This window comes from Colwellia sp. KU-HH00111 (assembly GCF_040362745.1).
Taxonomy (GTDB): domain Bacteria; phylum Pseudomonadota; class Gammaproteobacteria; order Enterobacterales; family Alteromonadaceae; genus Colwellia.
Window position 1 is genome coordinate 109,547 of record NZ_BAABWO010000012.1, and the last position, 26,377, is coordinate 135,923.

Sequence of the window (26,377 nt, forward strand, 5' to 3'; positions counted from 1 at the left end):
AGTTCGCAAGTTATCCTCTAACAATCAGCCATAAAAAAGCAGTGATAAACACTGCTTTTTAACGTTATGCTAAGGCTAAGACTTTACTATTTAAGCGATGACATATATTTTACTAACTCATCAATATCATTGTCAGATAACTTAATAGCAATATTACGCATCATGCTGTTATTGTCATTGCCACGGCTACCATTACGGAAACTGGCAATTTGTTTTTTCAAGTAATCGGCATTTTGCCCTGCAACTGCCGGAAAAGCTGCTTGCGACATACCTTTACCTTTCACACCATGACAAGCAACACAAGCGGTAATACCTTTAGCAACATCGCCACCAAAGTAAAGCTTTTCACCAATAGCGCTGCCCTCGCCTGTACCAGCAGTAGGAGTTTGTACGGCAAAATAAGCAGCTAAGTCATTCATATCTTGTTCAGATAACGCAGCAACCATACCGGCCATAACAGGATCTTTACGCTCACCCGATTTAAAATCAGCTAGTTGTTTAGCTGTATAGTTGGCACTTTGACCTGCTAATTTAGGGTACATAGGAACCACGCTGTTTCCATCAGTACCGTGACAAGAGGCACACATAACTGATTTTTCTTGTCCTGCTTTGACATCACCGGCATAAATAGCTTTAGCAGGCGTGGAAGTAACAATTTCAACCTTACTTGCTACAGCGGCCGCTGTTGCTGGCGTTGCTGCGCTTTCTGCAGGTGCTGCAACTTGTTCACTAGCGCGTTTTTGGCTTGAAAAATATGCGGCTAAATCAGCCATATCTTGCTCTGATAAGTTGGCGGCCATTGGCGCCATCATCATATCGGTACGCGCACCTGACTTAAAATCAGCTAATTGTTTAACGAGATACTGATCTTTTTGACCAGCAAGATCAGGATAAAGTGGATTAGGCGTTACACCCGTTGCACCATGACAAGCACCACACATTGCTGCTTTTTCTTTACCAGCCGCTGCATCGCCTTGTACTGCATTTGCCGTGCTAATAGCGCCCACTGTCAATAATAGGGAAAAGATTATTTTTTTCATTCAGTTGCTCTCTGCTTGTCTTTAATTATGATGATTAAATTACTAACTTACTCAGGAAATCCACTCGTTAGTAACAACAATTAGTATAAAAAGTGACATTATTTTACACTAATATAGTCAATGTGTAACAGCAGCGAGATAATTTTTCCATGAAAAACTCAGTATTTATGCAATTTATTGATTTTTTTTACTCAAAAAACACCAGAAAACGGTATAATACTATTTTATTTTTCACTGAGTTAAGCCCTTGTCTTCTACAACCATACATTTAAGTAAAGCGACCTTTACCCTAAGTGCGCCAGATATCCGTAAATTACCCGAAGACGGTGGTATTGAGGTTGCCTTTGCCGGTCGCTCTAATGCAGGGAAATCAAGTGCATTAAATACCTTAACCAACCAAAGAAGTTTAGCTCGTACCAGTAAGACACCCGGCCGAACGCAATTAATTAACGTATTTGAAATTGCACCAAACAAACGTCTAATAGATTTACCCGGTTATGGCTTTGCTAAAGTACCGCTAGAAATGAAAAAGAAATGGCAAAAAGCGCTTGGTGAATACCTAGAAAAACGCGAAAGTTTAAAAGGCCTTGTAGTACTGATGGACATTAGACACCCATTAAAAGATTTAGACAGAGATCTAATTGAATGGGCCGTAGATAGCGAACTTCCCGTATTAGCCTTATTAACAAAAGCCGATAAACTCTCGCAAGGTAAGAGCAGTGCAGAAGTGTTAAAAGTTAAAAAAGACCTGTCGAGTCTTAACGGTAACATCAAAGTACAAGCCTTTTCATCACTAAAACGCACGGGCGCAGAACAAGCCAATAACGTTATTTGTGATTGGTTTGCTCAAGAAAATGAATAGTTTTGGCACAGATTAATGCACATAAACATAAGCGCTATGTTTAAAAAATCTACTCAATAAAATGTTAGCGCTTGCGTTGCCAATACAGGTACAAACCTGAGATAACAAAGAAAGTTGGCAATAAACTCAATACCAGCCACAATATACTCACTGGCCAAGCAATAAAATCACCAATATGGAACTTGTACTTAAAGTGCCAAGCCTGTGTGGCAATAGAAGCCTTTGACGCGTCATAGAAACCAAGGAGTTCTCCGCTATAAGGATTAGCCCAACTCCAGCTATAACCGTGGCTTTCATCTGGCATTTTAATTCGTAGCCCAAGTGGTGCATTAACTTTTGTTGGTATATAAATACGATAAACCTTGCCTTTTGCGAGTACTGAATGTGCTTGCTGATAGGCATGAGAAAGATTCATTAACGCTATATCCTGAAGTTGTTCATCGCTGCCATTTGTAAATGATAATGTTGGCGCACTTGGTGTTGACTCAATTTGGTCAAATGTCAAAGTTTCAATAATGCTTTTACAAGCATCCTGCCAATAAAACGCCATGCCTGAGAAAGCAATGAGCAATAGCGGAAGACAACAAAAAACACCTAAACACAAGTGTAGCTGGTGAAAGCGCACCTTGTTTTTTGTTTGCCATCTTACTCGTAAACGCTTTATGCGGTGTTTAGGTTTAAGCCAAAGCGTTAAGCCAATAAATAGCTCAATGATAAAAATTAGGCTGGCTATAGATACCCACAACTGCATTGGCCGATTACCTTGCCCGTCGCGATAAATTAACCACCGATGCCACGACATAACAAAGCCATAAAAGGTATCATAGAAATTGTGTCGTAATAGTATTTCACCAGTATAAGGGTTGAGGTTAAGATATTCTTTGTTCTCTAATATAACTTGCCATACTTCATTGGTTTCATCGCTGAGCTCAATGATGTAAATTCTCTCATCTGTGACCTGTTGAATATGTGTGATTAATTGCGGCAGTGGCAACGTCTTTTGCTTCTGTACTGGGTTGATATCAACTAGCCAATAATGTGGGTTGACTATGGCCTGTATCTCTTTGGCATAAATAAGCAATGCGCCCGAAATACTTAAATTAATGACAAAGAATCCAACGAATATGGCCAAGCAAAGGTGTAAACGCCGTAAAACTAATTTGAACAAGATATTGCCTAAAAGTGAAAGTAAACCCAAACAATGCACCCAAAAGAATTTTTCTAAGGGTACATTGATTTGAAGAGGCGCTTAACGCTAGAACTGGTATTTTATGCCCATATTGACAGTAGTGCCTAAGGCTTTAATATTGTAACCACCGTATGTATAAGCTTGCGATTTTGCTGGGTAGTAGTCTTGATTTAATAGATTTTCAATGCCTATATAGGCATCCCAATTATTAGCAAAATTATAATAACCACTAACATTTACAACGTGGTAGCTATCTATAGGCCCTTTGTCACCAACATAGGCACCGTCAACAGGATCAAAGCGTTTTCGATCGCCAACATATAAGTAAGTGAAGGCAATACGGGCATCTTCTACAGGTGACCAATTCACATTGATAGTGCCTTTAGGTGCACTGATTTGTTTCGCCCCAAGGTAAATATTATTTTTGGTATCTTTACCTTCAACCCATGCATAGCTTGCCGTTACATCTAAGTTATGCGAAAAACTATAATTTACCAATGCTTCATAACCGTATATTTCTTGTGGCGCTCTTACAGGCATATAAATACCCGTGGCAGCATCATAGCTATTGGTTGTGCCTAATTCTGAAGTACTTCGATAGGCCGAAAACTCTAAGCGGAAGTTATTATTTACTACACTTGTGAAACCAATTTCATAGTTATCAATAATCGAAGCTTGGGTTTGAATATCAGCAATATCGTTTACCGTTGCTGTACGTAATAAACGACCTATATCAGAAATATCTGATCCTTGAGAGTAATTGGCAAAAGGTTGAAAATATGCTTGCCAGTTGTATCTAATACCAACGTTATAAGTAGTTGCGCTATAAGTTAAAGTATCGCCAACAACATTAACCGGCACTGAACACACATCCGGAGTTTTACACAATTTTAAGGTGCTGTAGTCATTTACAACTAAATCGATATTCTCTCTGCGAACACCGGCTTTAATTATAAAACCATCTTGGAATACCCATTTAGTTTGCAAGAAGCCAGCAAGATTATCCATATCCATTTCTGGAACCCATATCCGGCCATCAACTAACGGCTGAGAGGTCACATCATTAAGAGCATCAATACCGTAAATAAAAGTTGCTTCGATATTATCCCACTCAAATTGGCTGTTTAATGTTGCACGCAAACCTTTTTTATCAGACTTGATTAATGATTGCCCCCCGCTATAACCCTCATCAAGGTTAGCTAAAACCGGCGAGAAGAAAAAAATATTTTCAACCTCTTGAGCATAGGCGTCAATAACTAATTGTGTATTATAAAATAACGTTTCATCGGTATATTTCAGCATAATGTTCTGGTTATTAGGCCCTTGGGGCTCACCCGGTGCAACTGTACCTTTAGGTGCTTTAACCGCGTAAGTTTTGTTGCCGCTATTGATATCACCAACAACATCCATAAGGTCACTATCTTGTTCTGATTGATAGTGATTAAAAACAACTTGCATAGAAATATCATCGGTAAATTGATAGCCTAATTTAGCAAAATAGTTTTGCATAACCGCATCAGAGAGGCCGTATTTTAAACCTATAACATCACCTTCAGCATCTTTTTGTAGACCATTCTCTTCGTAGCTAGCACTGGCTACATAACTAAATTTATTAATGTGACCATTAATCATAGCCTCAAGCCTTTGGCCTGCGGTGTCTTCAAATTCAACCGCGCTAAATCGGCTTGATAAACTAACTTCACCAGTGATGGTGCTATTGCCATCTGGTCTTTTAGTGATGTAATTGATAATACCGCCAGCAGCACCATTACCGTAAATAGAGGTTGCTCCTTTGATAACTTCAATTCGCTCAATGGAATTAGCATCAATAGTGCGAATACCTAAAGCACCATTTCGTAGCGGCGTTGATTGCGGCACACCATCAATCATTACCAGTGGTGAACGCCCACGTAACGTTTGGCTAGAGTTACTCGATGTACCTGTACTTGCTGCCATACCCGGCACTAAGGTTGCGAGCATAGCTTGCAACTCAGAAGATACTTTTAGCTGGGCTTCGATTTGTTGACGAGAAATAATGGTAATGGTTGCTGGAACTTCATCAATACTTTCGACAATGCGACTGCCAGTGACAACAATGTGTTCAAGGTCAATATCTGAGACATTTTCTGGGTCCGTTTGCGCGTAACTGATGCTGGAGAGTAATACTGGGATAAGAAGAGCTAAAACTGACTTGTTCATTTGATTCCGCTTGATTATAAAGTTATATACGGCAAATCTTAATGCAAACAATTATCATTTGCAATAATTATATATTACATTTAATTTAGTAGTTGCTTAGATCGCAACTTTTAGAAAAAGGTTTAAAAATGGTATAGCACAAATTAATTTCGGGCATAAAAAAGCCGATGAAAAAGTGGTCATCGGCATTGGTAAGCTATGGGGAAAGCTAGAATAAAAAATTATTACAATAAGCGTTCGCTTAAGAACAAAGTCATTATAGAGTAACCACTCTATAAATGTAAAGCATTAAATAGTATAAATACTCTATTAATTATGATCTATATCAATTATTCATATGTGGATCATCACAAATAATGAGAAACCCGTCACTGATTGGGAAATTTAACATATATTTACCAATCAGATTTTTATCTGGACATGTTACTTAATACTTTCGATAAGATTTATTGTATCTTGGTAGCATTCTTTGCAATTTTCTCATGACTTTTGACTCAAAAGCTTCAATTGATTTACCCTTATCTAGCTACAGCCCAGAAAACCATTGAACAAGAATACTCACTTTAATTGAATATCCACACGTATTGCGGAAGTAATGAGAGAACAAAGTAACTTCAAAACCATACTTTGGTTTAACTCAATAATAAACCAAATAATTTTATTGAGTGAGATAAGGTGATACAGTACGCCTTTATTAATTACATTAACTAATTATTCTAGCCATTAGCTAGTGGTTGTAATAATTCAAATAATCATCAACTCAAAAAATTTAACTAATGCATGGGGTGCATTTTCAATGAACATGAAGTTTCTTATTAGTATTATTTTGATCAGCTTTATTCCGCACACTCTTGCACAAGTATATAAAACCACCGATGAAAATGGCAAAGTGACCTTTTCCAATATTAAACCGACGGTAAGTAATGAAAGCGCTACACAAGTTGAAAAGTTAGATGTAGACCTCAGCAACGAAGCGATGACTACAGTATCTACTGAATTTGGCGAGAAATTTTGTGGTGACATAAAGCTTCCATCTATGTCGAAAGGTTCATACTCGTCAAAGTATTTCGTTAAAAATGTAATGCAGTCTAAAAGAAATTGGCAAAACTCGCTCAAGAGATTAAATGAGCGGATTGCTTATAACACTAGAAAGAATGTTAAAACTGCTAAAAACAACTATTATAATTCAACCCGTAGAAATCAGCTCAATAGTTCACAACGTAAACAATCAGAATCTAACGTTAAGCGATTGCGCGATTTGCGCTGTGCAATTAACTGGTCTAAATCACAAAATGGCACCATAAATGAGCTGCAAACCACTATAAATAATAAGCAAGCTCAAAATGAATCTGAAAGCAGCCGTTTAGAAGCAATCAAAAGTAAATTAGAATCGAGTATCAGGGCCCAATGTGGGAGTGAGCCAATCTATGATCCAACCTTGAAAAGCAATGAATCTCAAAGAAGACGATGGAGTACCTGTAGCCGAAAAAATCGCAACGAAATTAAAAAAATTGATAGAAAGCTGCGAAGGCTACGTTATTAGTTTTTGTATATATTCTGACAAAGGCGCAATGAATTACGCCCTGCAAGGGCTGTGATATAATGTAGGTTAGAATTCATTCTGACATTGGCGCAATGAATTCCGCCCTACATGAGCTGTGATCTAATGTAGGTTAGAATTCATTCTGACATTGGCGCAATAAATTACGCCCTACAGAGATGTGATCTAATGTAGGTTGGACTTCATTCTGACACTGGCGCAATAAATTGCGCCCTACAAGGGCTGTGATCTAATGTAGGTTAGAATTCATTCTGACATGGCGCAATGAATTACGCCCTACAAGGGCTGTGATTCAATGTAGGTTGGACTTCAGTCCGACAACGCGCAATGAATTACGCCCTACATCAGCTGTGATCTAATGTAGGTTAGAATTCATGCTGACATGGCGCAATGAATTACGCCTACATGAGCTGTGATCCGATGTAGGTTAGAATTCATTCTGACATTGGCGCAATGAATTACGCCCTACAGAATAAATTACGCTGTACCTCTCTTTTTTACTTTTCTTTCCCGTGATCAACCAAATCTTTAGCAATAGCTTGTTCTTGCGCTAAGCTTTCTTCATCTGGTTTTGCTTGTGGCAATATAAGGTTAAGTGCTATCGCCACTAAACCACATAAACTAATGCCGGTTAAGCTAAAATCTTGATTACCAATAGCCATGCCACCAATACCAAACACTAAGGTAGTTGATACAATAACTAGGTTACGTTGGTCAGCAAGATCGACCTGTGCTTTAACAATAATATTCATACCAACACTGGCAATTGAGCCAAAAAGTAAAATAAGAATGCCCCCCATAACAGGAGCGGGGATGGTTTGTAAGGCAATACCAAACTTGGCAACAAAAGCTAAACCTATGGCAAAAACAGCCGCCCAAAGCATAATACGAGGGTTAAACATTTTGGTGAGCATAACTGCACCCGTTACTTCTGAGTAAGTAGTATTAGGTGGGCCGCCAAAGAGTGAGGCTAAAGACGTTGCTAAACCGTCACCTAACAGTGTGCGATGTAAGCCTGGGTTTTTAGTATAATCTTTACCTGTAACACTGCCTATGGCTAGAATATCTCCAACGTGCTCAATAGCAGGGGCAATCGCCACAGGTAACATAAATAAAATAGCTGCTAAATTAAACTCTGGAGTGACAAAATTTGGCACAGCAAACCAAGCACTACTTGTAACGGCTTCCGTTGTAACCATCCCCATTACTGATGCCATGATATAGCCTACTAATACACCTGCCATAATTGGAATTAAACGGAAAATTCCTTTACCTAAAGTAGCCACTAACAAAGTCGTTACCAGTGCTGACATTGACACAATTAGCGCATCTGCATAAGGAAATAGTTCTGCGCTGCCATCGCCTGTTTTGCCCATAGCCATATTAACGGCAATAGGCGCTAAGCCAAGTCCTATCACCATAATAATTGGACCGGTCACCACAGGTGGCATAAGTTTATGTAAAAAACCTGCACCACGAACCGCAACTAAACTAGCAATAAGTACATAAACTAAACCAGTAACAAACAAAGAGCCCATTGCAGCTTCGACGCCCCAGGTTTGCACTGAGTAGGTTATTGGGGCGATAAATACAAACGATGATGCCAAAAATATAGGCACTTGTTGTTTCGTAATAAATTGAAATAAAAGCGTCCCTACACCGGCAGTAAATAAGGCAACGCTGGGGTCTAGTCCAGTGATCAATGGCATTAACACCAAAGCACCAAAGGCAACAAAGAGCATTTGTAAGCCAGCAAGCGTATTACGCCATAAGGGTTGAGCGGCGCTGTTTTTATTGATTGATGATAACGACATAATACGTCCTGTGCAGTGGCTTAAAAGTGTTATTGGTTTACTTTAGATTAGGATTTTAGGCTTTATTTAGTGCCAAATATTTTATCACCTGCATCACCAAGCCCAGGGATAATATAGCCGTTGTCATTTAAATGATCATCAATTGAAGCGGTATAAATATCAACATCCGGATGCTCGCTTTGTACCTTTTTAATACCTTCAGGCGCAGCTACTAAAACTAATGCACGGATATTTTTACAGCCGGCTTTTTTTAAGATATCTATTGTAGCGTTCATTGAGCCACCCGTAGCAAGCATAGGGTCAATGATCAAGGCCATCCGTTGTTCTATATCACTTGCTAACTTTTCAAAGTAAGTAACGGGCTCAAGGGTCTCTTCATCACGATACAAACCAACAACACTGATTTTTGCACTTGGCATTAGCTCAAGTACACCATCTAACATACCTATACCAGCCCTTAAAATTGGCACAACGGTTGCCTTTTTACCTACAAGACGCTGCCCTGTTAGCTCACCATCCCAGCCTTGCATTTGAAAATCTTCTAACTCAAGATCTTTAGTTGCTTCATAGGTTAATAAGCTACCTACTTCTGCAGATAGTTGACGAAAACTACGGGTGCTCATGTTTTTGGCACGCATTAAGCTAATTTTGTGTTGTACTAAAGGGTGTTTTATTTCTTGAACTGACATGCTGAATTACCGTTGAAAAATAATAGCTCTATTTTTACATAAATGATAAAAAAATTAGAGCTATTTTTTGGCTATTTGTGCCCTTGTCTGTTCAACTTGGCCATTATAATTAAGCTTTAAAAGCCTTCTAAAACAATTTTTCCAATAGATTTACCCGACTCAAGCAAGGCATGAGCTGCTTTCAAATTTTCAGCATTAATAACACCTAAGTGCTTCGCAACTGTGGTATGCAAGTAACCTTGGTCAATTAACTCTGCGGCATTAGTGAGTAAGCGATGCTGCTCGCCGATATCTGTGGTGTTAAACATTGAGCGAGTAAACATAAACTCCCAGTGTAATGAGATACTTTTAGGTTTAAGTTTTTTGATCTCAATTGATTGTGGATCATCAATAAGAGCGATTTTTCCCATTGGCGCTAACAGTTCAACATAGCTGTCTAAGTATGAGTCTGTATGAGTTAAGCTGGCAACATGAGTCACTTGCCCAATAGCTAATTGTTCAATTTGTTCAACCAATGGTTTAGTGTGATCGACCACATAATCAGCCCCTAATTTTTTTACCCAGCTTACCGAACTCTCGCGAGAAGCAGTGGCAATCACTGTTGCTCCGGTTAACACACTCGCTAATTGTACTAGAATTGAGCCAACCCCACCGGCAGCACCGACAATTAAAATAACATCATTAGACTGCTCTTTTGCGTCAGGTTGCTGTTGCTTTATTGCTAAGCGTTCAAACAATAACTCCCAAGCGGTAATGGTTGTCAAAGGCAATGCTGCGGCTTCACTATCAGACAAACTTGTCGGCTTTTTAGCTGCAATGCGTTCATCCACTAATTGAAATTGTGCGTTGCAGCCTTGGCGATTTAAATCACCTGCATAATACACTTTATCACCTACGTTAAAATAACTAACGGCCTCACCTATAGCAACCACTTCACCTACCGCATCCCAACCTAGTACTCTATGTTCTCCCTCTGCTGGGGCAACATTATTGCGAATTTTACAATCTACGGGGTTTACCGCAATGGCATTTACTTTAACAAGTATGTCATGTCCTGCTGCACTGGGTTGCTCCAGTACAATATCCTGCAACGATTGTGAGTTACTAATTGCTAATGATTGGGTGTAAGCTACTGCTTTCATGAATTTATCCTGTTCGTTAAATGGTGAGCAAAGTTATAATTATGCATTGGAGCACATTATACCGAGTTATGATTCATTTTTGGTTAAAATAGCAACAATGGCATCGTAGCTGGTTTGGCAATTTTTATAATCAAGTCTAATAGGATATAAGTCTCCATCAACTGCTAACACTAATGACGGAAAACCTTGTATAGGTAGCGCTCGTACCATTGCTATTTCACTGCGCAACTGCTGCTTTAATCGCTCACTATTAAGTTGTTCAGAGAATAGGTTACGATCAAGGCCAATAGCTGCGGCAATATCCGTTAAGGTAGCGACGTCAGACGGGTTTTGTGCCTGTAAATAATACGCCTGCTGTATCGCCAAGCACATCGCTTGTTCTTTTTGGTATTGTCTCGCAAAAACAATAGCACGACATGCAGGATAGGTTGACCGTTTCGGTTGACACTGAGTCCAGAAGTCAAAATTGAATTGAGCCCCTAGCTGCTGTGAAATTTTTTGCCATGTTTGTTGTAAAAACAATTGCATCTGTTCAGGCATAGCCTCGTCAGAATCTTCAGCTAAGCCCCCAAGTACCGGCTTAATTGCTACGACTTTTTCGAGTTTTTCTTGCAATTCTAACCAAGTATCACGATAGCCCCAACACCAGCTACACATGGGGTCGTACACATAATATAAAAGATTTTTTGACATTTTTTTACTCATTTTAAGTTAATAACACCTTGAATAGGTTAAAATAGCACCGTGATTCAACGACTGTGACTAAAAGCTAACTTTTTCCATCACTCTTTACCGCAGTATTTTTCCAACACAATCTAATGAGATAATAATGGCATACATTTTACTAACACTCACAGTGTTATTTTGGGCAGGTAATTTTGTTTTGGGACGCTCGATGCACTTAATCATGTCACCCATCCTAATGGCAGAGTTACGCTGGTTACTAGCACTCCTCTTAATTTCACCTTTTTTATTGCCTAAACTCAAGCAAAATAAAACCTTGATACTACAACACTGGCCTATGCTGACTTTATTATCAATATTAAGTGTCGCCTGTTTTAATACTTTTATCTACTTAGGTTTAACTATTACTACAGCAACCAATGCCACTATTTTACAATCGATGATCCCCATTGTGATTTTATTAATCTCTGCATTGTGGTTAAAAGAATCAGTGTCAAAACAACAATGGCTTGGGGTTTGTATTTCGATGAGTGGGGTGTTGTTATTAATCACCCAAGGAGATATTGCAAGCTTATTGAATTACACCATCAATCAAGGGGATATTTATGTATTAATTGCAGTAGTTTTTTGGGCGCTTTATTCTGTTTTATTGCGATTTCGACCTGCAAATATTGATGGCTTTACTTTTTTTGGCGTTACCGTGCTCATTGGCTCTATTGCGTTATTACCCTTCGCTATTCTTGAATACCATTTTTACGCCACGCCAATAGTTTGGCATGATAATACTATAATGACCATAGTGTATATGGCGGTTTTTCCCTCAATTTTAGCTTACATTTTTTGGAATAAAGGGGTCAATGAATTAGGCGCAGCCAAAGCAGGCCTATTTATTCATTTAATGCCGTGTTTTGGCCTGATTTTATCTTCTTTTTTTCTTAATGAAGAAATATATTCCTTTCATATTGGCGGGATGCTACTGATATTTTCTGGGATCTATTTAGCTATTTTTACCAAAGTATCCTTAGTTAAGGTAAAACAGCCAAGCTAACTGTTTTACCTATTCTTATCAGACTTGAACGGTGAAGTAGCAAAATAGCAAGGCTACTTCACTTTATATATACTTGCAGTTTCTTGCAAAGCGGCGGCTAAATTTGCTTGCTCTTTAGCAGTGACAGAAATTTCATCTGCTCCCTTAGTTGTTTCCACCGATTTTTCTTCGACCGAGACCACGTTGCGGGCAACATCTTGAGTCACTACCGCCTGCTCTTCAATAGCTGTAGCGATTTGATCTGTCATCGCAAAAATATCCCCCACAGACCCAGAAATTTCTTCTAATACATGTTCGACTTCTTTTGAATTTTCAACGGCCTCTTCGGCTTTTTGCTGGCTGGTTTCAATGACGTTAAATGCTGCATTAGCATCACCTTGCAGTGACAAAATAAAGCTTTCAATCTCTGAAGTCGATTGTTGTGTTCGTTGTGCTAACGTGCGTACCTCATCAGCAACTACCGCAAAGCCACGCCCTTGCTCTCCGGCTCTTGCTGCCTCAATCGCCGCATTTAAAGCTAACAGGTTTGTTTGCTCTGCCACTGACTTTATTACATCAACCACGCTAGTAATATTTCTGCTGCTTTCATGTAAATTATTAATTTGCAAAGCTAAACCGTCAATCTCTTTCGCTAACTCTTCAATTGAATGATAAGACTTTCTCACTGTTTCTAAGCCATTCTTGGCTTTGGTGTCAGCATCTTTAGCAGAAGTAGCTGTGCTTTGGGTATTTTCTGCCACTTCTTTAACCGTTGCAGACAGCTCTTCAATGGCCGTTGCAATCAAGGCAATACCATTTTGCTGTTCAAACAATGATTGTGAATTAAATTCGCAGGTTGTCGCGGTTTGCTCTGCCGCAGAAGCTAGGGTCATACTTGACGATGAAATATCTTTAACAACAAATGAAAAACTGGCTAAGGTTTTATTGACTGACACAGCAATTTGTCCAAGTTCGCTAGCGCCTTCATTAGGACAAAGAACGGTTAAGTCATTGTCATGCCTCACCTTTGCAAGTACCTTAGTTAAATTTTTAACGCGTCCTGTTAATTCATTGGTAATATAAAAACTCAGTATAAAAGCAACAATAATCAATAAAATACTCACAATGGTAGAAATTAACATCGAATTAAATGCTTCACTTTGCTTTGCCTCTACCAAATTGAGTATCTTGTTACTCAAATGATCTTCTACTTTTTTTAGTTGGCCAATACGAGCTGTAGACTTTGAAAACCAATATTGTGCGTCAATGCCAAACTCACTTTGCTTATTATTGGCGATCACACGCATTTTGTTCACTTCGGCTACTGAGTCACTGTTAAGCTGTTGCTCAAAAAACGCAATATTAGCTGGGTTACTAAATGACTTAAAGTTATTAAAATAGGTGTTTTGCTCACTTACTAGGGTGATAAATTTGGCAAATACTCCGTCGCCAAACTCATTTTTTGCAAAGGTATTGCTTAATACCGCTCTCTCAATACCTGCACGCTCTTTACCCTGTAAAAAGTTAAAATAAGCAATAGTTTCTTTGGTAACAAGTGCATCTGTGCTGATTTCAGCATTAACTACGGCGACACTTAGAAGATCTTGATTTAATTTTGAATAATAGGTAATAGCTTCCTTACTAGATATTTTTTGCGCATCAACTTGTTGACGTATAGTATCTAGTCTTTGTAATGCTTGATCAATGGTCGTATTAAGTGTGACGACATGGCTTGCTTTAATTGTTTGCTCGTTCCAGAACTGTTTTTTGTTGGTGCGTTTTTGATCCGTACTTTGTCGTTGGGATGATAGTTTATTGGCAAATTTATTGCCTTTGGAGCCCAAATAACCGGCGGTCATACCACGCTCTTTTTGCAACTCATGAACTAGCTCACTATACACCACAGATAGTTGAGTTAAGGGCGCAATGGTCGACATTTCGTTTTTAATATCAACATGCTCAATAACAGAGCTAATTGCTAACCATATAAAGCCTAACATAGGTAAAGCGAGTGAAATGTTTATTTTCGTTCTAAATGAAAGATTAGCTATATTCATAAGTATCCCTGAAAATTCTGTATTTTTTAAACTATTAAGCAAATTGACGTTTAATGCTAAGGAAGTGTTTGACCGTTAATCCCTTATGGCAATGGCGATAGTTTAAGTTAGTTGGATGACAGTTTTATTGATCTATTCGGACTTATTAACCATAGCCGACTTTAGTCGTATAGGCTATGGTTTTGATTTTTTTTAACCTCGTTATCTTGCTATCAACTATTTTGTATTAATTTGATCATATATATGAAGGTAAAAAGTCATATATAAGCGCTTATCGGCTTTAACAACACTAGACATTGCTATTTTAGGCAAAAAAAAACCGGTAGTTTGACTACCGGCAGATTAGCTATGAGGAAAGCTAGAACATTCAATTATTACAATAAGCGTCCACTAAGAGGAACAAAATCATTTTAGAGCTTATACTCGAATAATGCAAGCGAAATATGTAATTAAATTACATATATGTTTTTTTATTTCCAAATTAATGGATAAAAACTGGCCTCGATTGTGATTGCACCCTAATTCATTAACACACAACTCATTAACACATAATGTATTTACACAACTTTGTGCTTAAACGCTGGTCCGACACTGTGCAAACCTTAGTTCAATAATGTTTTAAATCAACAAAAAGTCAGTGGATATTTGGCTATCTAGCTAACATACAGTAAACTATTGGCAATTTCCGTAATCAGTGAATAGAAGATGTCCGCTCCAGAACACAATCAAGGGCCAAGCAGCCAAAATACAACTACAGACAATACTACCCACTTTGGATATAAAACCATTGATAAAGAAGACAAAGTGTCGATGGTCGCCGGTGTTTTTCACTCGGTCGCTAAACAGTATGATGTCATGAATGACTTGATGTCGTTTGGTGTACACCGTTTATGGAAACGCTTTACTATTGACGCAAGTGGCGTTCGTCCTGGCAATAAAGTACTAGATTTAGCCGGTGGTACTGGCGATTTAACCGCAAAGTTTTCACAACTTGTGGGCAAACAGGGAAGCGTTGTACTTGCTGATATCAATAGCTCTATGCTTAATGTTGGACGTGATAAATTACGTGACCGAGGTTTAGTACAAAACATTAAATATGTACAAGCTAATGCCCAATACCTACCTTTTGAAGATAACACTTTTGATATTGTGACCATCGCCTTTGGCTTACGTAATGTCACCGATAAAGACATGGCATTGCGCTCTATTTATCGTGTATTAAAACCCGGCGGACGTTTGTTAGTATTAGAGTTTTCAAAACCTGAACATGAATTACTCAATAAAGCTTATGATTTCTATTCATTTAATATTTTACCTAAAATGGGCGAGTTAGTGGCAAAAGACAGTGAAAGTTATCAATACCTTGCTGAATCTATTCGAATGCACCCTGACCAAGAAACGTTAAAAACTATGATGGATAATGCTGGTTTTGAACAAACAAGTTTTAAAAATTTAACGGGTGGCGTTGTTGCGTTACACAAAGGTTATAAGTTTTAAAATCTGATTCACTAATTCTTACACGTTATGACTAAAACAAGGTTAGCTTAATGTTGCAACAAGTACTCGCTTCATCGTTAGAGTTATTGATTAATAAAGCATTATCATTAAACACCCAAGCAGTGGACCTAAACAAGTTAGCACAAAAAACACTGACGCTAACCTTATCTGAATTAAACTTTCCTATTAGTTTAAGTGTCGATAATAGCACCATAATAGTCTCTGGCTTAACTGAACGTGCAGATTGCACCATTAACACCAGTTTAAAAACGCTACAATTACTAAAAGCAGAACAACAATTAACCGAGTTAATCAAGCAAGACTTGCTTGAATTAAGTGGCGACATAAAAGTGGCACAACAATTTGCCAGCATTTTTGAAAATCTTAATATCGATTGGCAAAGTGAATTAGCCACACACATTGGTGATGTGCCAACGCATAAGTTAATGCAGCTTGGCAAAAGCATTGCAAATAAAGCGCAATTTGCTAGTCAACAAATTCAAGCCGATGCCAGTGAATATATAGTACATGAAAAAGCGTTGGTGGTAACTCGTAGTCAAATTGAGCAATTTACTCAACAAGTCACACAAGTTAGCAGTCAAGTTGATGATATTGCTAACCGTATTCAAATGCTAACTAAAGGACTTTCAACTCGTGAGTAACGCCCGCCTCTACCACATTGTTAAAACATTTTTACACTATGGCTTGGACGAAATGGTGCCAAAAAAAATGTTGCCTTGGTACGCTAAATTTGGTCGTTTTTCACTCTTTTGGTTACGTAATAAGCACCAGAATAAAGCAATAGCAGAGCGATTTCGTTTGGCTATTGAAGAGCTTGGGCCTGTTTTTATAAAATTCGGGCAAATGCTATCGACCCGGCGTGATTTATTACCGCCTGCCTTCGCTGATGAGCTTGCCTTGTTACAAGACCAAGTTACCCCTTTTGATGGCGAAATGGCAAAACAGTTAGTGATTGATGCGATGAGCATTGAAATATTTGAGCAACACTTTACCGATTTTGATACAACACCACTTGCCTCGGCATCAATCGCCCAAGTCCATACAGCAACACTAATTGAAACCAACAACACACAAGAAAAGGTTGTTATCAAAGTATTGCGTCCAAATATCGATAAAATAATATTGGCCGATGTTAAAGTGATGTCGCGCATCGCCACCATTGTTGCTCGTTGGTTACCTGATGGAAAACGCTTACGCCCTGTTGAAGTAGTTGCTGAGTATAAAAAGACTATCTTAGATGAGTTAGATCTTAACCGTGAAGCCGCCAATGCTATTCAGTTAAAGCGTAACTTTCAGCAAGGTAGTGAATATGACAAAGTGTTATATGTGCCAGAAATTTATAGTGAATATAGCCACAAAAATGTTTTAGTAATGGAACGTATTTACGGCATTGGCGTTGCTGAAATTGACACCTTAAATGACTTAGGTGTTGATATGAAATTATTAGCCGAACGTGGCGTAGAAGTATTTTTTACCCAAGTATTTCGCGACAGCTTTTTTCATGCAGATATGCACCCTGGCAATGTATTTGTTGATGCAACACGCCCTGGTGATCCTACTTGGATTGCCATAGATTGCGGTATCGTTGGTACCCTCAACCGTGAAGATAAACGCTATTTAGCAGAAAACTTTGTGGCTTTCTTTAATCGTGATTATAGAAAAGTCGCCCAGTTGCATGTTGACTCTGGCTGGGTACCTGCAAGTACTAGTGTTGACGAATTCGAATTTGCCATTCGCACCGTCTGCGAGCCAATATTTAACAAGCCACTGTCTGAAATTTCCTTTGGCCAAGTGTTGGTTAATCTCTTTAATACCGCGCGCCGTTTTAATATGGAAGTACAACCCCAGCTAGTATTACTACAAAAAACATTACTTTATATTGAAGGGTTAGGACGGCAACTTTATCCCCAATTAGACTTATGGCAAACCGCCAAACCCTTTTTAGAAAATTGGGTAAAAGAACAAATGGGCGTGAAAGCGGTGTTTTCTAAAATCAAAGAAAATCTACCATTTTGGAATGAAAAACTGCCTGAAATTCCTGATTTAATTTATGATTATTTAAAAGCAGGTAAAGAAAGCCAACAACATCAAACCTTGTTAATGCAAAAATTACTCAATGACCAGGCACAACAGAGTAAACATATTATTTACAGTGTTATCTCAGCTGCTATTATCATTGCTGTAGCAATTGTTTTTGTTGCCTAGTTTTTGAATACCTAACAGTAAACGAATTGGATTTGATCCGATGATAGGCATGTAAAAAAATGATAAAACATCCGATTGTAACAACAGCTTGGCTCGAAAGTAACTTAGACAATGAACAACTGGTATTACTTGATACCAGCATGGTTAAAGTCGTTGGCAAGGTGCCAATTGAATACGATCAAGCCATCTATATTCCAAACAGTAAGCGCTTTGATTTAGAAAACGACCTATGCAATTTAGCATCGTCGCAAAACAATGCTTTTCCTACACCTGCACAGTTTACCCAAGCGACACAAAAACTAGGCATTAGCCCAGATAGCTTAGTAGTGCTTTATGACAATCAAGGTATTTATTCATCGCCACGCGCTTGGTGGATTTTTCGAGCAATGGGCTTTAACAATGTCGTGGTGCTTGATGGCGGCCTGCCGCAATGGCTACTAGAAAATAGGCCTACAGTATCAAGCCTAGAGAAAGAAATACCAGATGAATTGTCAGCACTTGGCCAGTTAACCGGCGTCTATCAACCAAACTTAGTGTGTGATTCAAGTTATATTGTTAACAATATGACGAATAAAAATTTTGCCATTATTGATGCACGTTCAGCAGCAAGGTTTTGTGGAACAGCCACTGAGCCAAGGGCGGGAATGCGCAGTGGTCATATTCCCAGCTCTCTTAACTTACCGTTTGCTAACATATTAGCTGACCATTGCATGAAAAATCCAGCGCAATTGGCCGACATTTTTGCATCCATGATACCCAACAAACAAACTGAAATCATTTTCACTTGCGGCTCAGGCATTACTGCATGCATCATTATGTTAGCGGCGAGCATTGCAGGGTATCAGCACACGGTACTCTATGACGGTTCTTGGTCTGACTGGGGTAGCGATGAGAGTCTAGCTATTGAAGTAACCTTGTCAGAATAAACTCTAACCTACATTAGATCACATCACCTGTAGAGCGTAATTTATTGCGCCAGTGTCAGAATGAATTCTAACCTACATTAGATCACATCCCTTGTAGGGCGTAATTCATTGCGCCAGTGTCAGAATAAATTCTAACCTACATTGAAACCCATCCCTGTAGGGCGTAATTCATTGCGCCTTGTCAGAATGAATTCTAACCTACATTGAACCCTTCACCTGTAGGGCGTAATTCATTGCGCCTTGTCAGAATGAATTCTAACCTACATTGGAACACAACCCTTGTAGGGCGTAATTTATTGCGCTAATGTCAGAGTAAATTCTAACCTACATTGAACCCATCCCTTGTAGGGCGTAATTTATTGCGCGTTGTCGGACTGAAGTCCAACCTACATTGCACCACATCCCTTGTAGAGCGTAATTTATTGCGCGTTGTCGGACTGAAGTCCAACCTACATTGCACCACATCCCCTGTAGGGCGTAATTTATTGCGCGTTGTCGTACTGAAGTCCAACCTACATTAAACCCATCACCTGTAGGGCGTAATTCATTGCGCCAATGTCAGAATAAATTCTAACCTACATTGAAACCCATCCCCTGTAGGGCGTAATTTATTGCGCCTTGCTATTGTTTCTTTTTAGCCAGCTGGGCTCTCAAACTCGCCATGCCAAGCTTATTTGATTCTTGCTTATGCACTTCGGTTTTTTTCTGTTGCCCTAATTCCCAATTTAAATCATCTTGCGGCAACTCGTGCAAAAAGCGACTCGCTTCGGTACGAGACACTTCACCAAATTGACGACGCTCTCGCGCGTAAGTGAATATTAACTCACGCTGGGCGCGTGTGATACCAACATATGCCAGTCTGCGCTCTTCTTCTACACTCCCTTCATCAATACTGGTTTGATGTGGCAATAAGCCTTCTTCCATACCAATTAAGAAAACATAGGGAAACTCCAGCCCTTTCGAAGCATGCAAAGTCATCAATTGAACTTGATCGCTACTGTCTTCATCTTCATTTCGTTCCATCATGTCTCGCAAGGTTAACCGGGTAACAATTTGCGGCAATGTCATCGGCTCTTCATCATCTGAGCCTTCAAGCATTTGTGTCACCCAACTAAAAAGCTCTGTGACATTTTTCATCCGCATTTCCGCAGCTTTTGCACTAGGCGAGGTGTCATAAAGAAAATCTTCATAATTTATTTCACGGATCATAGCGCGTAACACTGCTGCGGTATCGCCCCGCTCAGCTTGATCGGCAATATCAACTAACCATTGGGTAAAGGCCTGCATTTTCATTAATGCTCGCCCCGTTAGTGTTTGCTCTAGCCCTAATTCAAAGCTCGCAGCAAACATACTAATTTGGCGCATATTGGCATAGTTACCGAGTTTTTCTAACGTTGCAGGGCCAAGCTCACGTTTAGGCACATTAACAATACGTAAAAAGGCATTGTCATCGTCAGGGTTTACTAGCACTCGGAGATACGCCATCACATCTTTGATCTCTGAACGTGAGAAAAAAGACGTACCTCCGCTAATTTTATAGGGGATGCGGTTTTGCATCAGCGCTTTTTCAAGCAAACGAGATTGGTGGTTACCTCGGTATAAAATAGCGTAATCCTTATAATGACTACGATTCATAAAACGATGACCGATTAACTCGCCAATGATACGAGAAACCTCATCTTCTTCACTTTTGGTTTGCACCACGCGTAACTCTGGCCCATAGGCAAGCTCACTAAATAGTGCTTTATCATAAACATGAGGATTGTTAGCAATGAGTATATTGGCGCATTTTAAAATTCGACCACTTGAGCGATAGTTTTGCTCTAATTTAATCAACTTTAACTGCGGAAAATCTTTCCCTAACAACACCAGGTTTTCGGGTTTCGCCCCACGCCAAGAGTAAATTGATTGGTCATCATCACCCACTACCGTTAAGCGCCCTCGTTCACCGGTTATTAATTTAACTAACTCATACTGACTGGCATTGGTATCTTGATATTCATCTACCAATAAATAGCGGATTTTACTGCACCAACGCTCGCGTACCTCTGGGTAGTTTTTCAATAATAAGGTGGGAATAAGAATTAAATCATCAAAATCTAACGCGTTGTAAGCTTTCATATGCTGATGATAGCGTTGGTAAAACTCAGCATATTCATGCGAATCTGCGTTACTTGCCATTTTCAACGCTGCATCGGGCAACAATAAATCATTTTTCCACTGAGAAATTAGATTTTGCAGTTTACTTAATAAGTCTTTATCGCCATCGAGTTCATCTATTGTTAATTCTTTTAATAACGACAAGCTATCTTGATCATCAAATAAGGTAAACCCTGGTTTATAACCTAGCGTTTTTATTTCTCGGCGGACAATATCTAGACCTAACGAGTGAAATGTTGAAACCGTTAATCCGCGGGTGAGATCTTTGCCGAGCATTTTAACGATACGCTCTTTCATCTCTCTGGCCGCTTTATTGGTAAAGGTTACCGCAGCAATATTACGCGCTTTATAGTCACATTTTTGAATTAAATAGGCTATTTTTTGACAAATAACACCGGTTTTACCAGACCCAGCACCCGCTAACACTAGGCAGGGGCCACTGACATACTTTACCGCTTCACTTTGTCCAGGATTTAATTTCATGATAACGACTCATCTGATGACTATTGATTCAATTTTGTTGGCTAAGACTGGCGTTTACCCTGATAAACACAGCGCCTTAGCCTGACAGAAAAAGTGAATTTTTTAAGGTCGCTGATTTTACCTGTTTTTACTGTTAAGCAAAACAGTTACAATGTGTTCAATCACAAGTTTTAGGAAAAGCCATGATCAACGCAAAAAAAATTGAAGAAATCGCCCAGCAAGTCACAGATGTTATCCCTGATGGTTTAAAAACCTTAGCGAACGACTTTGAAGACAAAACCAAAACGGTGTTGCAGCGTAAATTATCACAACTCGATGTGGTGACTCGGGAAGAATTTGATGTGCAAACGCAAGTATTGATTAAAACTCGCAGTAAATTAGCCGATCTTGAGGCTCGCTTAGCTGAATTAGAAGCTAACGCAACAAACACCGACTAACTCTGATTGACACTGGCTAACCTTAACGGCACCTTATGAGCAAGGCTAATAACGCTGGTTTTACCTGCGAAAATAAACTCCCTGAGTATTACTCAAGTGATATTGCTGACTTTTGGCAACAAGGCGCTTTTGCCAGTTTTAGTGGCGTTGACCAGCTCAGCATCGAATATGCGGTTTTTCTTCATAAAACACTGGCACGCAAATGCTTAGTTATTTCTCCAGGTCGTTGTGAAGGCTACTTAAAATATAAAGAGCTTTGTTTTGATTGGTTTAACCAAGGCTTTAATATTTTTATTATCGATCATCGCGGGCAAGGCCTATCTGAGCGAGTACTAGACAACCGTGACAAGGGTTACGTTGAAAATTTTCAATATTATATTGATGATTTAGCCACTTTTATCGAGACGATTGTATATCCTCATTGTGATGTTGGTGGCACAATCAATAAACCCTATATATTGGCACACTCCATGGGCGGGGCTATTGTTGCCCGATACCTTCAAGATTACCCCAAGACCATACAGGCAGCTGTATTATCATCTCCTATGTTCGGCTTTAACAGTGGTGCCATGCCAAAAGTGGCTGCCGAGACAGTAGTGAAGCTAGCAGCAAAACTTAATCATTGTTTGAGTGATAGCCCTTGGTATTTTTTCGGTCAGAAAAACTATTGCGAAGTGGCATTTACCCACAATAGATTAACCCACTCGCCCTTACGTCTTGGGTTATTTAATGAACTTTATTCACAAACACCTGCATTACAACTGGGTGGGGTTACTATTCAGTGGTTAACCGAGTCACTAAGGGCGCTTGAGACACTGTTTAGCAAGCTCGATCAGATAATCACGCCTACTTTAGTCATTCAAGCTGGCTCGGATAAAGTTGTATGTAATCAGGCACAAACCGCATTTTGTCAACAATTACAGCAAGTACAACCTTTGGCATGTGCCAGTGGTTCACCTTTAGTCATAACCGGCGCTTATCACGAGCTATTTTTTGAACGTGATATTTATCGTCAACCCGCATTAACTGCGGCGGCAAAATGGTTTGAGCAACACACACCTGCTTGATAGAACTATGTGGTGAGATCTTCAGTTACGACTGAGCAGGGGTCATGATGAATAAACACTTCGCAGGGGGCTAAAGCTTGGCAAATTTCTCTTTCAATATCATCGCCAATGCTATGGGCTTCTAAAAGTGATAAATTATCGTCTAGCTCTAAATGAAACTGAATAAATCGTTGCGCACCAGACTGTCTGGTGCGAAGTTCATGTAAGCCTAATGCATGTTCATGAGACAATACTATCGTTTTTATCTGCGCTAATTCTTCTTCACTAATTTCATGATCCATCAACTGATAAACACTCTGGTAAATGATTTGTCCCGCGCCAAATAGTAAATACAAGGCTACAGCAATAGTAAAAGCACCATCGGCTTGCAGCCATATACCCTGACTTAAAATAATAGCGGCTAGTACCCCTAAATTTAACAGCAAATCAGATTGGTAATGCAAGGCATCAGCATTAATTACAATGGAGCCAGTGCGCTTGATAACATAACGCTGCAACACTACTAGTGCTAAGGTCAAAATAATAGCAACAATAGTCACACCAATGGCAATATCGCTTTGTACAATCACTCTTGGGTTTAATACTCGCTCTACCCCGTTAAAAATAAGTAATAACGCGGAGCCTAACACAAACGCTGCTTGTACTAGGCCTGCCAAACTTTCTGCTTTGCCATGTCCAAATTTATGCTCGTCATCTGCAGGGGCTAATGCAAATCGAAGAATAACAATATTCATCACTGAGGCAAATAAATCTAAAATAGAGTCTGTGGTCGACGCTAACATAGCGCTAGAGTCACTTACTAACCAAGCATAAAACTTAATGATGACCAAGATTAATGCCACCGACGATGAGCTAATAGCTGCAAGCCTGACCCAATAAGCGTATTGCTCATGATGAGAGTTATCGGTTGTTGAATGATTAGTGGCGGGCTCAGACATGAAAAAATTCCAAATTGAAAAATGAAGCACTCAATGAACTAAGTCGCTATAATAACAAATATTATTCACATTACCTAAGTTAACGTAAAGTTCGCTAGCGCAAACCTAGGTAATCCAAACTTATGTTGTTTCTATTATGTTAGATGTTGTTCTATTTCAGCCACAGATACCGCCAAATACCGGTAATATTATTCGTTTATGTGCTAATTCAGGCTTTCGTCTGCACTTAATTGAGCCATTAGGCTTTGATTTAGAAGATAAGAAGTTACGTCGTGCAGGGCTTGATTATCATGAATTTGCAGCGGTAAAACGCCATGCAAATTTCAACGCTTTTGTCCAGCAACAGCAGCCCAAGCGCATTCTCGCTATTACCACCAAAACTAACCATTATTATGGTGATGTAACGTTTACTGAAGGTGACTATTTGTTGTTTGGTTCAGAAACCGCAGGTTTACCTGAAGACGTACGTGCGCAAATACCTGACCAAGATAAAATCCGTATTCCTATGCTTAAAGATAGCCGCAGTATGAATTTATCAAACGCAGCAGCGGTCATTGTGTACGACGCTTGGCGTCAGTTAGGTTTTGTTAATGCGGTGTAATGTAAGACGTAATTTATTGCGCGTTGTCAGAATGAATTCTAACCTACATTGAAACACACCCCTATTGGGCGTAATTTATTGGGCGTTGTCGGACTGAAGTCCAACCTACATTGGAACACAACTCATGAGGGCGTAATTTATTGCGCCTTTGTCAGGCTGTGAGGGTCGGGCTAAAGTCCAGCCTACAGTTATTCTTGCTTTTGATCGCGAGACAATAAATCTGCCGCCGCCTCTAAAGCGCTTTTACCTTGATAGAGTACTTGATACACCTGTTCGACAATCGGCATTTCAACCCCCATGCGCCCAGCAAGCATGTATACTTCTTTAGTATTTCGATACCCTTCAACGACTTGACCTATATCCGCCATTGCTTGCTCAACATCAGCGCCCTGCCCTAATGCTAAACCAAAACGGCGATTACGAGATTGGTTATCGGTACAAGTTAAGACTAAATCACCTAAGCCTGCCATGCCCATAAAAGTGGCTGGGTCAGCATGCAAGGCACAACCTAAACGCGTCATTTCAGCTAAACCTCGAGTAATTAATGCTGTGCGTGCATTAGCTCCAAAACCAATACCATCAGCCATTCCTGCACCAATAGCTACAACATTTTTCACAGCTCCGCCGAGTTGCAAACCGATAAAGTCTTTATTAGGGTATACGCGAAAGCATTTCTCACAATGCAATAAGCCCGATAGCTCAGCAGCAAAAGCATCATCGGTTGAGGATAAAGAAATAGCAGTAGGCAAACCTGCAGCCATTTCTTTAGCGAAAGTTGGTCCTGAAATAACTGCCAATGCTACCTCGTCACCCACCACTTTTTTAGCGACATTTTGCAGCAAATCACCTGTTTGGGGATCCAAACCTTTGGTCGCCCAAGCAATTTTTGCTGCTGGGTTAAGCATAGGTTTGATAGCTTTGAGCATATCGCCGAACGCATGGCTTGGGACTACCACTAAGATATTTTCGCTAGCACTGACCGCCTCTTTTAAATCACTGATTGGCTGCAAGCTATCTGGAAATTGACAACCTGCTAGGTACTTGGTGTTTTCCCGCGCATTAACCATATCATTCACTTGGTTAGCATCGCGTCCCCACAACAGTGTTTGATGACCATTTCGAGCCAAGCAAATAGCCAATGCCGTGCCGTATGAACCCGCACCTAAAACAGTAATTTTTGCCGAAAGAGTCATAAGCACCTTTATTTTAGGAAGTTTTTGTCAGAATAAATTCTAACCTACATTGAACCCATACCTGTAGGGCGTAATTTATTGCGCGTTGTCGGACTGAAGTCCAACCTACATTGTACCACAACCCTTGTAGGGCGTAATGTACTGCGCTTTGTCGGACTGAAGTCCAATCTACATTGCATCACAACCCTGTAGGGCGTAATTTATTGCGCGTTGTCGGACTGAAGTCCAACCTACATTGTACCACAATCCTTGTAGGGCGTAATTTACTGCGCTTTGTCGGACTGAAGTCCAACCTACATTGGAACACACCCCTGTAGGGCGTAATTCATTGCGCGGTGTCGGACTAAAGTCCAACCTACATTGCATCACAACCCTGTAGGGCGTAATTCATTGCGCCTTTGTCAGAATAAATTCTAACCTACATCGGAACACACCCCTGTAGGGCGTAATTTATTGCGCGTTGTCGGACTGAAGTCCAACCTACATTGTACCACAACCCTCTAGGGCGTAATTCATTGCGCGGTGTCGGACTGAAGTCCAACCTACATTGTACCACAACCCTGTAGGGCGTAATTCATTGCGCGG

Annotated in this window: 21 protein-coding genes and 1 pseudogene; 10 read left to right on the forward strand and 12 right to left on the reverse strand. The window is 39.7% G+C overall.

The window, feature by feature from the left end; translation table 11 throughout:
- Positions 1-86: 86 nt before the first annotated feature.
- Both ABXG98_RS18995 and ABXG98_RS19000 read right to left on the reverse strand, forming a co-directional pair.
- Complete coding sequence (locus tag ABXG98_RS18995; protein WP_502901573.1) at positions 87-656, reverse strand: c-type cytochrome; 570 nt, start codon at positions 654-656, stop codon at positions 87-89.
- A gap of 99 nt (positions 657-755) precedes the next feature.
- Positions 756-1,040 (reverse strand): annotated as a pseudogene (locus tag ABXG98_RS19000) (c-type cytochrome); the annotation flags it as partial.
- A gap of 247 nt (positions 1,041-1,287) precedes the next feature.
- On the opposite strand from ABXG98_RS19000, the gene yihA reads away from it, so the two are divergent.
- Positions 1,288-1,902, forward strand: a complete 615-nt coding sequence (gene yihA / locus ABXG98_RS17945; protein WP_353540081.1) for a ribosome biogenesis GTP-binding protein YihA/YsxC — start codon at positions 1,288-1,290, stop codon at positions 1,900-1,902.
- 64 nt (positions 1,903-1,966) lie between these two features.
- Here the strand turns inward: yihA and ABXG98_RS17950 are convergent, their stop codons facing one another.
- The gene (locus ABXG98_RS17950; protein WP_353540082.1) at positions 1,967-3,070 is read right to left on the reverse strand and encodes a PepSY-associated TM helix domain-containing protein; all 1,104 of its coding nucleotides are present in this window, start codon (positions 3,068-3,070) and stop codon (positions 1,967-1,969) included.
- Positions 3,071-3,157: 87 nt separating this feature from the next.
- Positions 3,158-5,290 (reverse strand): TonB-dependent receptor, encoded by a 2,133-nt coding sequence (locus tag ABXG98_RS17955; protein WP_353540083.1) that lies wholly within the window; start codon positions 5,288-5,290, stop codon positions 3,158-3,160.
- A 796-nt stretch (positions 5,291-6,086) separates the two neighbouring features.
- On the opposite strand from ABXG98_RS17955, the gene ABXG98_RS17960 reads away from it, so the two are divergent.
- A complete protein-coding gene (locus tag ABXG98_RS17960) occupies positions 6,087-6,833 on the forward strand; it encodes a DUF4124 domain-containing protein (RefSeq protein ID WP_353540084.1) in 747 nt (248 codons plus the stop codon).
- Between the two features lie 515 nt (positions 6,834-7,348).
- Here ABXG98_RS17960 and ABXG98_RS17965 read toward each other — a convergent pair.
- The 4 genes from ABXG98_RS17965 to ABXG98_RS17980 all read right to left on the reverse strand — a co-directional run bounded on the left by ABXG98_RS17965 (position 7,349) and on the right by ABXG98_RS17980 (position 11,189).
- The gene (locus tag ABXG98_RS17965) at positions 7,349-8,665 is read right to left on the reverse strand and encodes a uracil-xanthine permease family protein (RefSeq protein ID WP_353540085.1); all 1,317 of its coding nucleotides are present in this window, start codon (positions 8,663-8,665) and stop codon (positions 7,349-7,351) included.
- A gap of 62 nt (positions 8,666-8,727) precedes the next feature.
- Positions 8,728-9,354, reverse strand: coding sequence for a uracil phosphoribosyltransferase (gene upp / locus ABXG98_RS17970; RefSeq protein ID WP_353540086.1), 627 nt, complete (start codon positions 9,352-9,354; stop codon positions 8,728-8,730).
- Between the two features lie 116 nt (positions 9,355-9,470).
- Complete coding sequence (locus tag ABXG98_RS17975; RefSeq protein ID WP_353540087.1) at positions 9,471-10,496, reverse strand: zinc-binding alcohol dehydrogenase family protein; 1,026 nt, start codon at positions 10,494-10,496, stop codon at positions 9,471-9,473.
- A gap of 66 nt (positions 10,497-10,562) precedes the next feature.
- On the reverse strand, positions 10,563-11,189 hold the full coding sequence (locus ABXG98_RS17980) for a DsbA family protein (protein WP_353540088.1): 627 nt from the start codon (positions 11,187-11,189) through the stop codon (positions 10,563-10,565).
- A 136-nt stretch (positions 11,190-11,325) separates the two neighbouring features.
- On the opposite strand from ABXG98_RS17980, the gene ABXG98_RS17985 reads away from it, so the two are divergent.
- Complete coding sequence (locus ABXG98_RS17985) at positions 11,326-12,228, forward strand: DMT family transporter (protein ID WP_353540089.1); 903 nt, start codon at positions 11,326-11,328, stop codon at positions 12,226-12,228.
- Between the two features lie 53 nt (positions 12,229-12,281).
- On the opposite strand, the gene ABXG98_RS17990 is transcribed toward ABXG98_RS17985, so the two are convergent.
- Positions 12,282-14,264 (reverse strand): methyl-accepting chemotaxis protein, encoded by a 1,983-nt coding sequence (locus ABXG98_RS17990; RefSeq protein ID WP_353540090.1) that lies wholly within the window; start codon positions 14,262-14,264, stop codon positions 12,282-12,284.
- Between the two features lie 705 nt (positions 14,265-14,969).
- Here ABXG98_RS17990 and ubiE point away from each other — a divergent pair.
- The 4 genes from ubiE (at position 14,970) to ABXG98_RS18010 (ending at position 18,913) form a co-directional block, all read left to right on the forward strand.
- Complete coding sequence (gene ubiE / locus ABXG98_RS17995) at positions 14,970-15,761, forward strand: bifunctional demethylmenaquinone methyltransferase/2-methoxy-6-polyprenyl-1,4-benzoquinol methylase UbiE (RefSeq protein WP_353540091.1); 792 nt, start codon at positions 14,970-14,972, stop codon at positions 15,759-15,761.
- Between the two features lie 50 nt (positions 15,762-15,811).
- On the forward strand, positions 15,812-16,423 hold the full coding sequence (locus ABXG98_RS18000; protein ID WP_353540092.1) for a ubiquinone biosynthesis accessory factor UbiJ: 612 nt from the start codon (positions 15,812-15,814) through the stop codon (positions 16,421-16,423).
- Positions 16,416-17,987 (forward strand): ubiquinone biosynthesis regulatory protein kinase UbiB, encoded by a 1,572-nt coding sequence (ubiB, locus tag ABXG98_RS18005; protein ID WP_353540093.1) that lies wholly within the window; start codon positions 16,416-16,418, stop codon positions 17,985-17,987. Before ABXG98_RS18000 ends, ubiB begins: the two co-directional genes overlap by 8 nt.
- Before the next feature lie 62 nt (positions 17,988-18,049).
- The gene (locus tag ABXG98_RS18010) at positions 18,050-18,913 is read left to right on the forward strand and encodes a sulfurtransferase (protein ID WP_353540102.1); all 864 of its coding nucleotides are present in this window, start codon (positions 18,050-18,052) and stop codon (positions 18,911-18,913) included.
- A 621-nt stretch (positions 18,914-19,534) separates the two neighbouring features.
- Here the strand turns inward: ABXG98_RS18010 and rep are convergent.
- Complete coding sequence (gene rep / locus ABXG98_RS18015; RefSeq protein ID WP_353540094.1) at positions 19,535-21,556, reverse strand: DNA helicase Rep; 2,022 nt, start codon at positions 21,554-21,556, stop codon at positions 19,535-19,537.
- 182 nt (positions 21,557-21,738) lie between these two features.
- Here rep and ubiK point away from each other — a divergent pair, with 182 nt between their 5' ends.
- Both ubiK and ABXG98_RS18025 read left to right on the forward strand, forming a co-directional pair.
- The gene (ubiK, locus tag ABXG98_RS18020; protein WP_353540095.1) at positions 21,739-21,993 is read left to right on the forward strand and encodes a ubiquinone biosynthesis accessory factor UbiK; all 255 of its coding nucleotides are present in this window, start codon (positions 21,739-21,741) and stop codon (positions 21,991-21,993) included.
- 35 nt (positions 21,994-22,028) lie between these two features.
- The gene (locus tag ABXG98_RS18025) at positions 22,029-23,060 is read left to right on the forward strand and encodes an alpha/beta fold hydrolase (protein ID WP_353540096.1); all 1,032 of its coding nucleotides are present in this window, start codon (positions 22,029-22,031) and stop codon (positions 23,058-23,060) included.
- Positions 23,061-23,065: 5 nt separating this feature from the next.
- Here the strand turns inward: ABXG98_RS18025 and ABXG98_RS18030 are convergent, their stop codons facing one another.
- Positions 23,066-23,998, reverse strand: coding sequence for a cation diffusion facilitator family transporter (locus ABXG98_RS18030; protein ID WP_353540097.1), 933 nt, complete (start codon positions 23,996-23,998; stop codon positions 23,066-23,068).
- Between the two features lie 136 nt (positions 23,999-24,134).
- Here ABXG98_RS18030 and trmL point away from each other — a divergent pair, with 136 nt between their 5' ends.
- On the forward strand, positions 24,135-24,599 hold the full coding sequence (trmL, locus tag ABXG98_RS18035) for a tRNA (uridine(34)/cytosine(34)/5-carboxymethylaminomethyluridine(34)-2'-O)-methyltransferase TrmL (protein WP_353540098.1): 465 nt from the start codon (positions 24,135-24,137) through the stop codon (positions 24,597-24,599).
- 188 nt (positions 24,600-24,787) lie between these two features.
- Here the strand turns inward: trmL and gpsA are convergent, their stop codons facing one another.
- On the reverse strand, positions 24,788-25,792 hold the full coding sequence (gene gpsA / locus ABXG98_RS18040) for an NAD(P)H-dependent glycerol-3-phosphate dehydrogenase (RefSeq protein ID WP_353540099.1): 1,005 nt from the start codon (positions 25,790-25,792) through the stop codon (positions 24,788-24,790).
- Positions 25,793-26,377: the final 585 nt, after the last annotated feature.

Excerpts from the sequence above, each read along its gene's own strand:
- ABXG98_RS17955 (WP_353540083.1), bottom strand. The coding sequence starts at position 5,290 with ATGAACAAGTCAGTTTTAGCTCTTCTTATCCCAGTATTACTCTCCAGC.
- ABXG98_RS17960 (WP_353540084.1), top strand. The coding sequence starts at position 6,087 with ATGAACATGAAGTTTCTTATTAGTATTATTTTGATCAGCTTTATTCCG.
- ABXG98_RS17965 (WP_353540085.1), bottom strand. The coding sequence starts at position 8,665 with ATGTCGTTATCATCAATCAATAAAAACAGCGCCGCTCAACCCTTATGG.
- upp (WP_353540086.1), bottom strand. The coding sequence starts at position 9,354 with ATGTCAGTTCAAGAAATAAAACACCCTTTAGTACAACACAAAATTAGC.
- ABXG98_RS17975 (WP_353540087.1), bottom strand. The coding sequence starts at position 10,496 with ATGAAAGCAGTAGCTTACACCCAATCATTAGCAATTAGTAACTCACAA.
- ABXG98_RS17980 (WP_353540088.1), bottom strand. The coding sequence starts at position 11,189 with ATGTCAAAAAATCTTTTATATTATGTGTACGACCCCATGTGTAGCTGG.
- ABXG98_RS17985 (WP_353540089.1), top strand. The coding sequence starts at position 11,326 with ATGGCATACATTTTACTAACACTCACAGTGTTATTTTGGGCAGGTAAT.
- ABXG98_RS17990 (WP_353540090.1), bottom strand. The coding sequence starts at position 14,264 with ATGAATATAGCTAATCTTTCATTTAGAACGAAAATAAACATTTCACTC.
- ubiE (WP_353540091.1), top strand. The coding sequence starts at position 14,970 with ATGTCCGCTCCAGAACACAATCAAGGGCCAAGCAGCCAAAATACAACT.
- ABXG98_RS18000 (WP_353540092.1), top strand. The coding sequence starts at position 15,812 with ATGTTGCAACAAGTACTCGCTTCATCGTTAGAGTTATTGATTAATAAA.
- rep (WP_353540094.1), bottom strand. The coding sequence starts at position 21,556 with ATGAAATTAAATCCTGGACAAAGTGAAGCGGTAAAGTATGTCAGTGGC.
- ubiK (WP_353540095.1), top strand. The coding sequence starts at position 21,739 with ATGATCAACGCAAAAAAAATTGAAGAAATCGCCCAGCAAGTCACAGAT.
- ABXG98_RS18025 (WP_353540096.1), top strand. The coding sequence starts at position 22,029 with ATGAGCAAGGCTAATAACGCTGGTTTTACCTGCGAAAATAAACTCCCT.
- ABXG98_RS18030 (WP_353540097.1), bottom strand. The coding sequence starts at position 23,998 with ATGTCTGAGCCCGCCACTAATCATTCAACAACCGATAACTCTCATCAT.
- trmL (WP_353540098.1), top strand. The coding sequence starts at position 24,135 with ATGTTAGATGTTGTTCTATTTCAGCCACAGATACCGCCAAATACCGGT.
- gpsA (WP_353540099.1), bottom strand. The coding sequence starts at position 25,792 with ATGACTCTTTCGGCAAAAATTACTGTTTTAGGTGCGGGTTCATACGGC.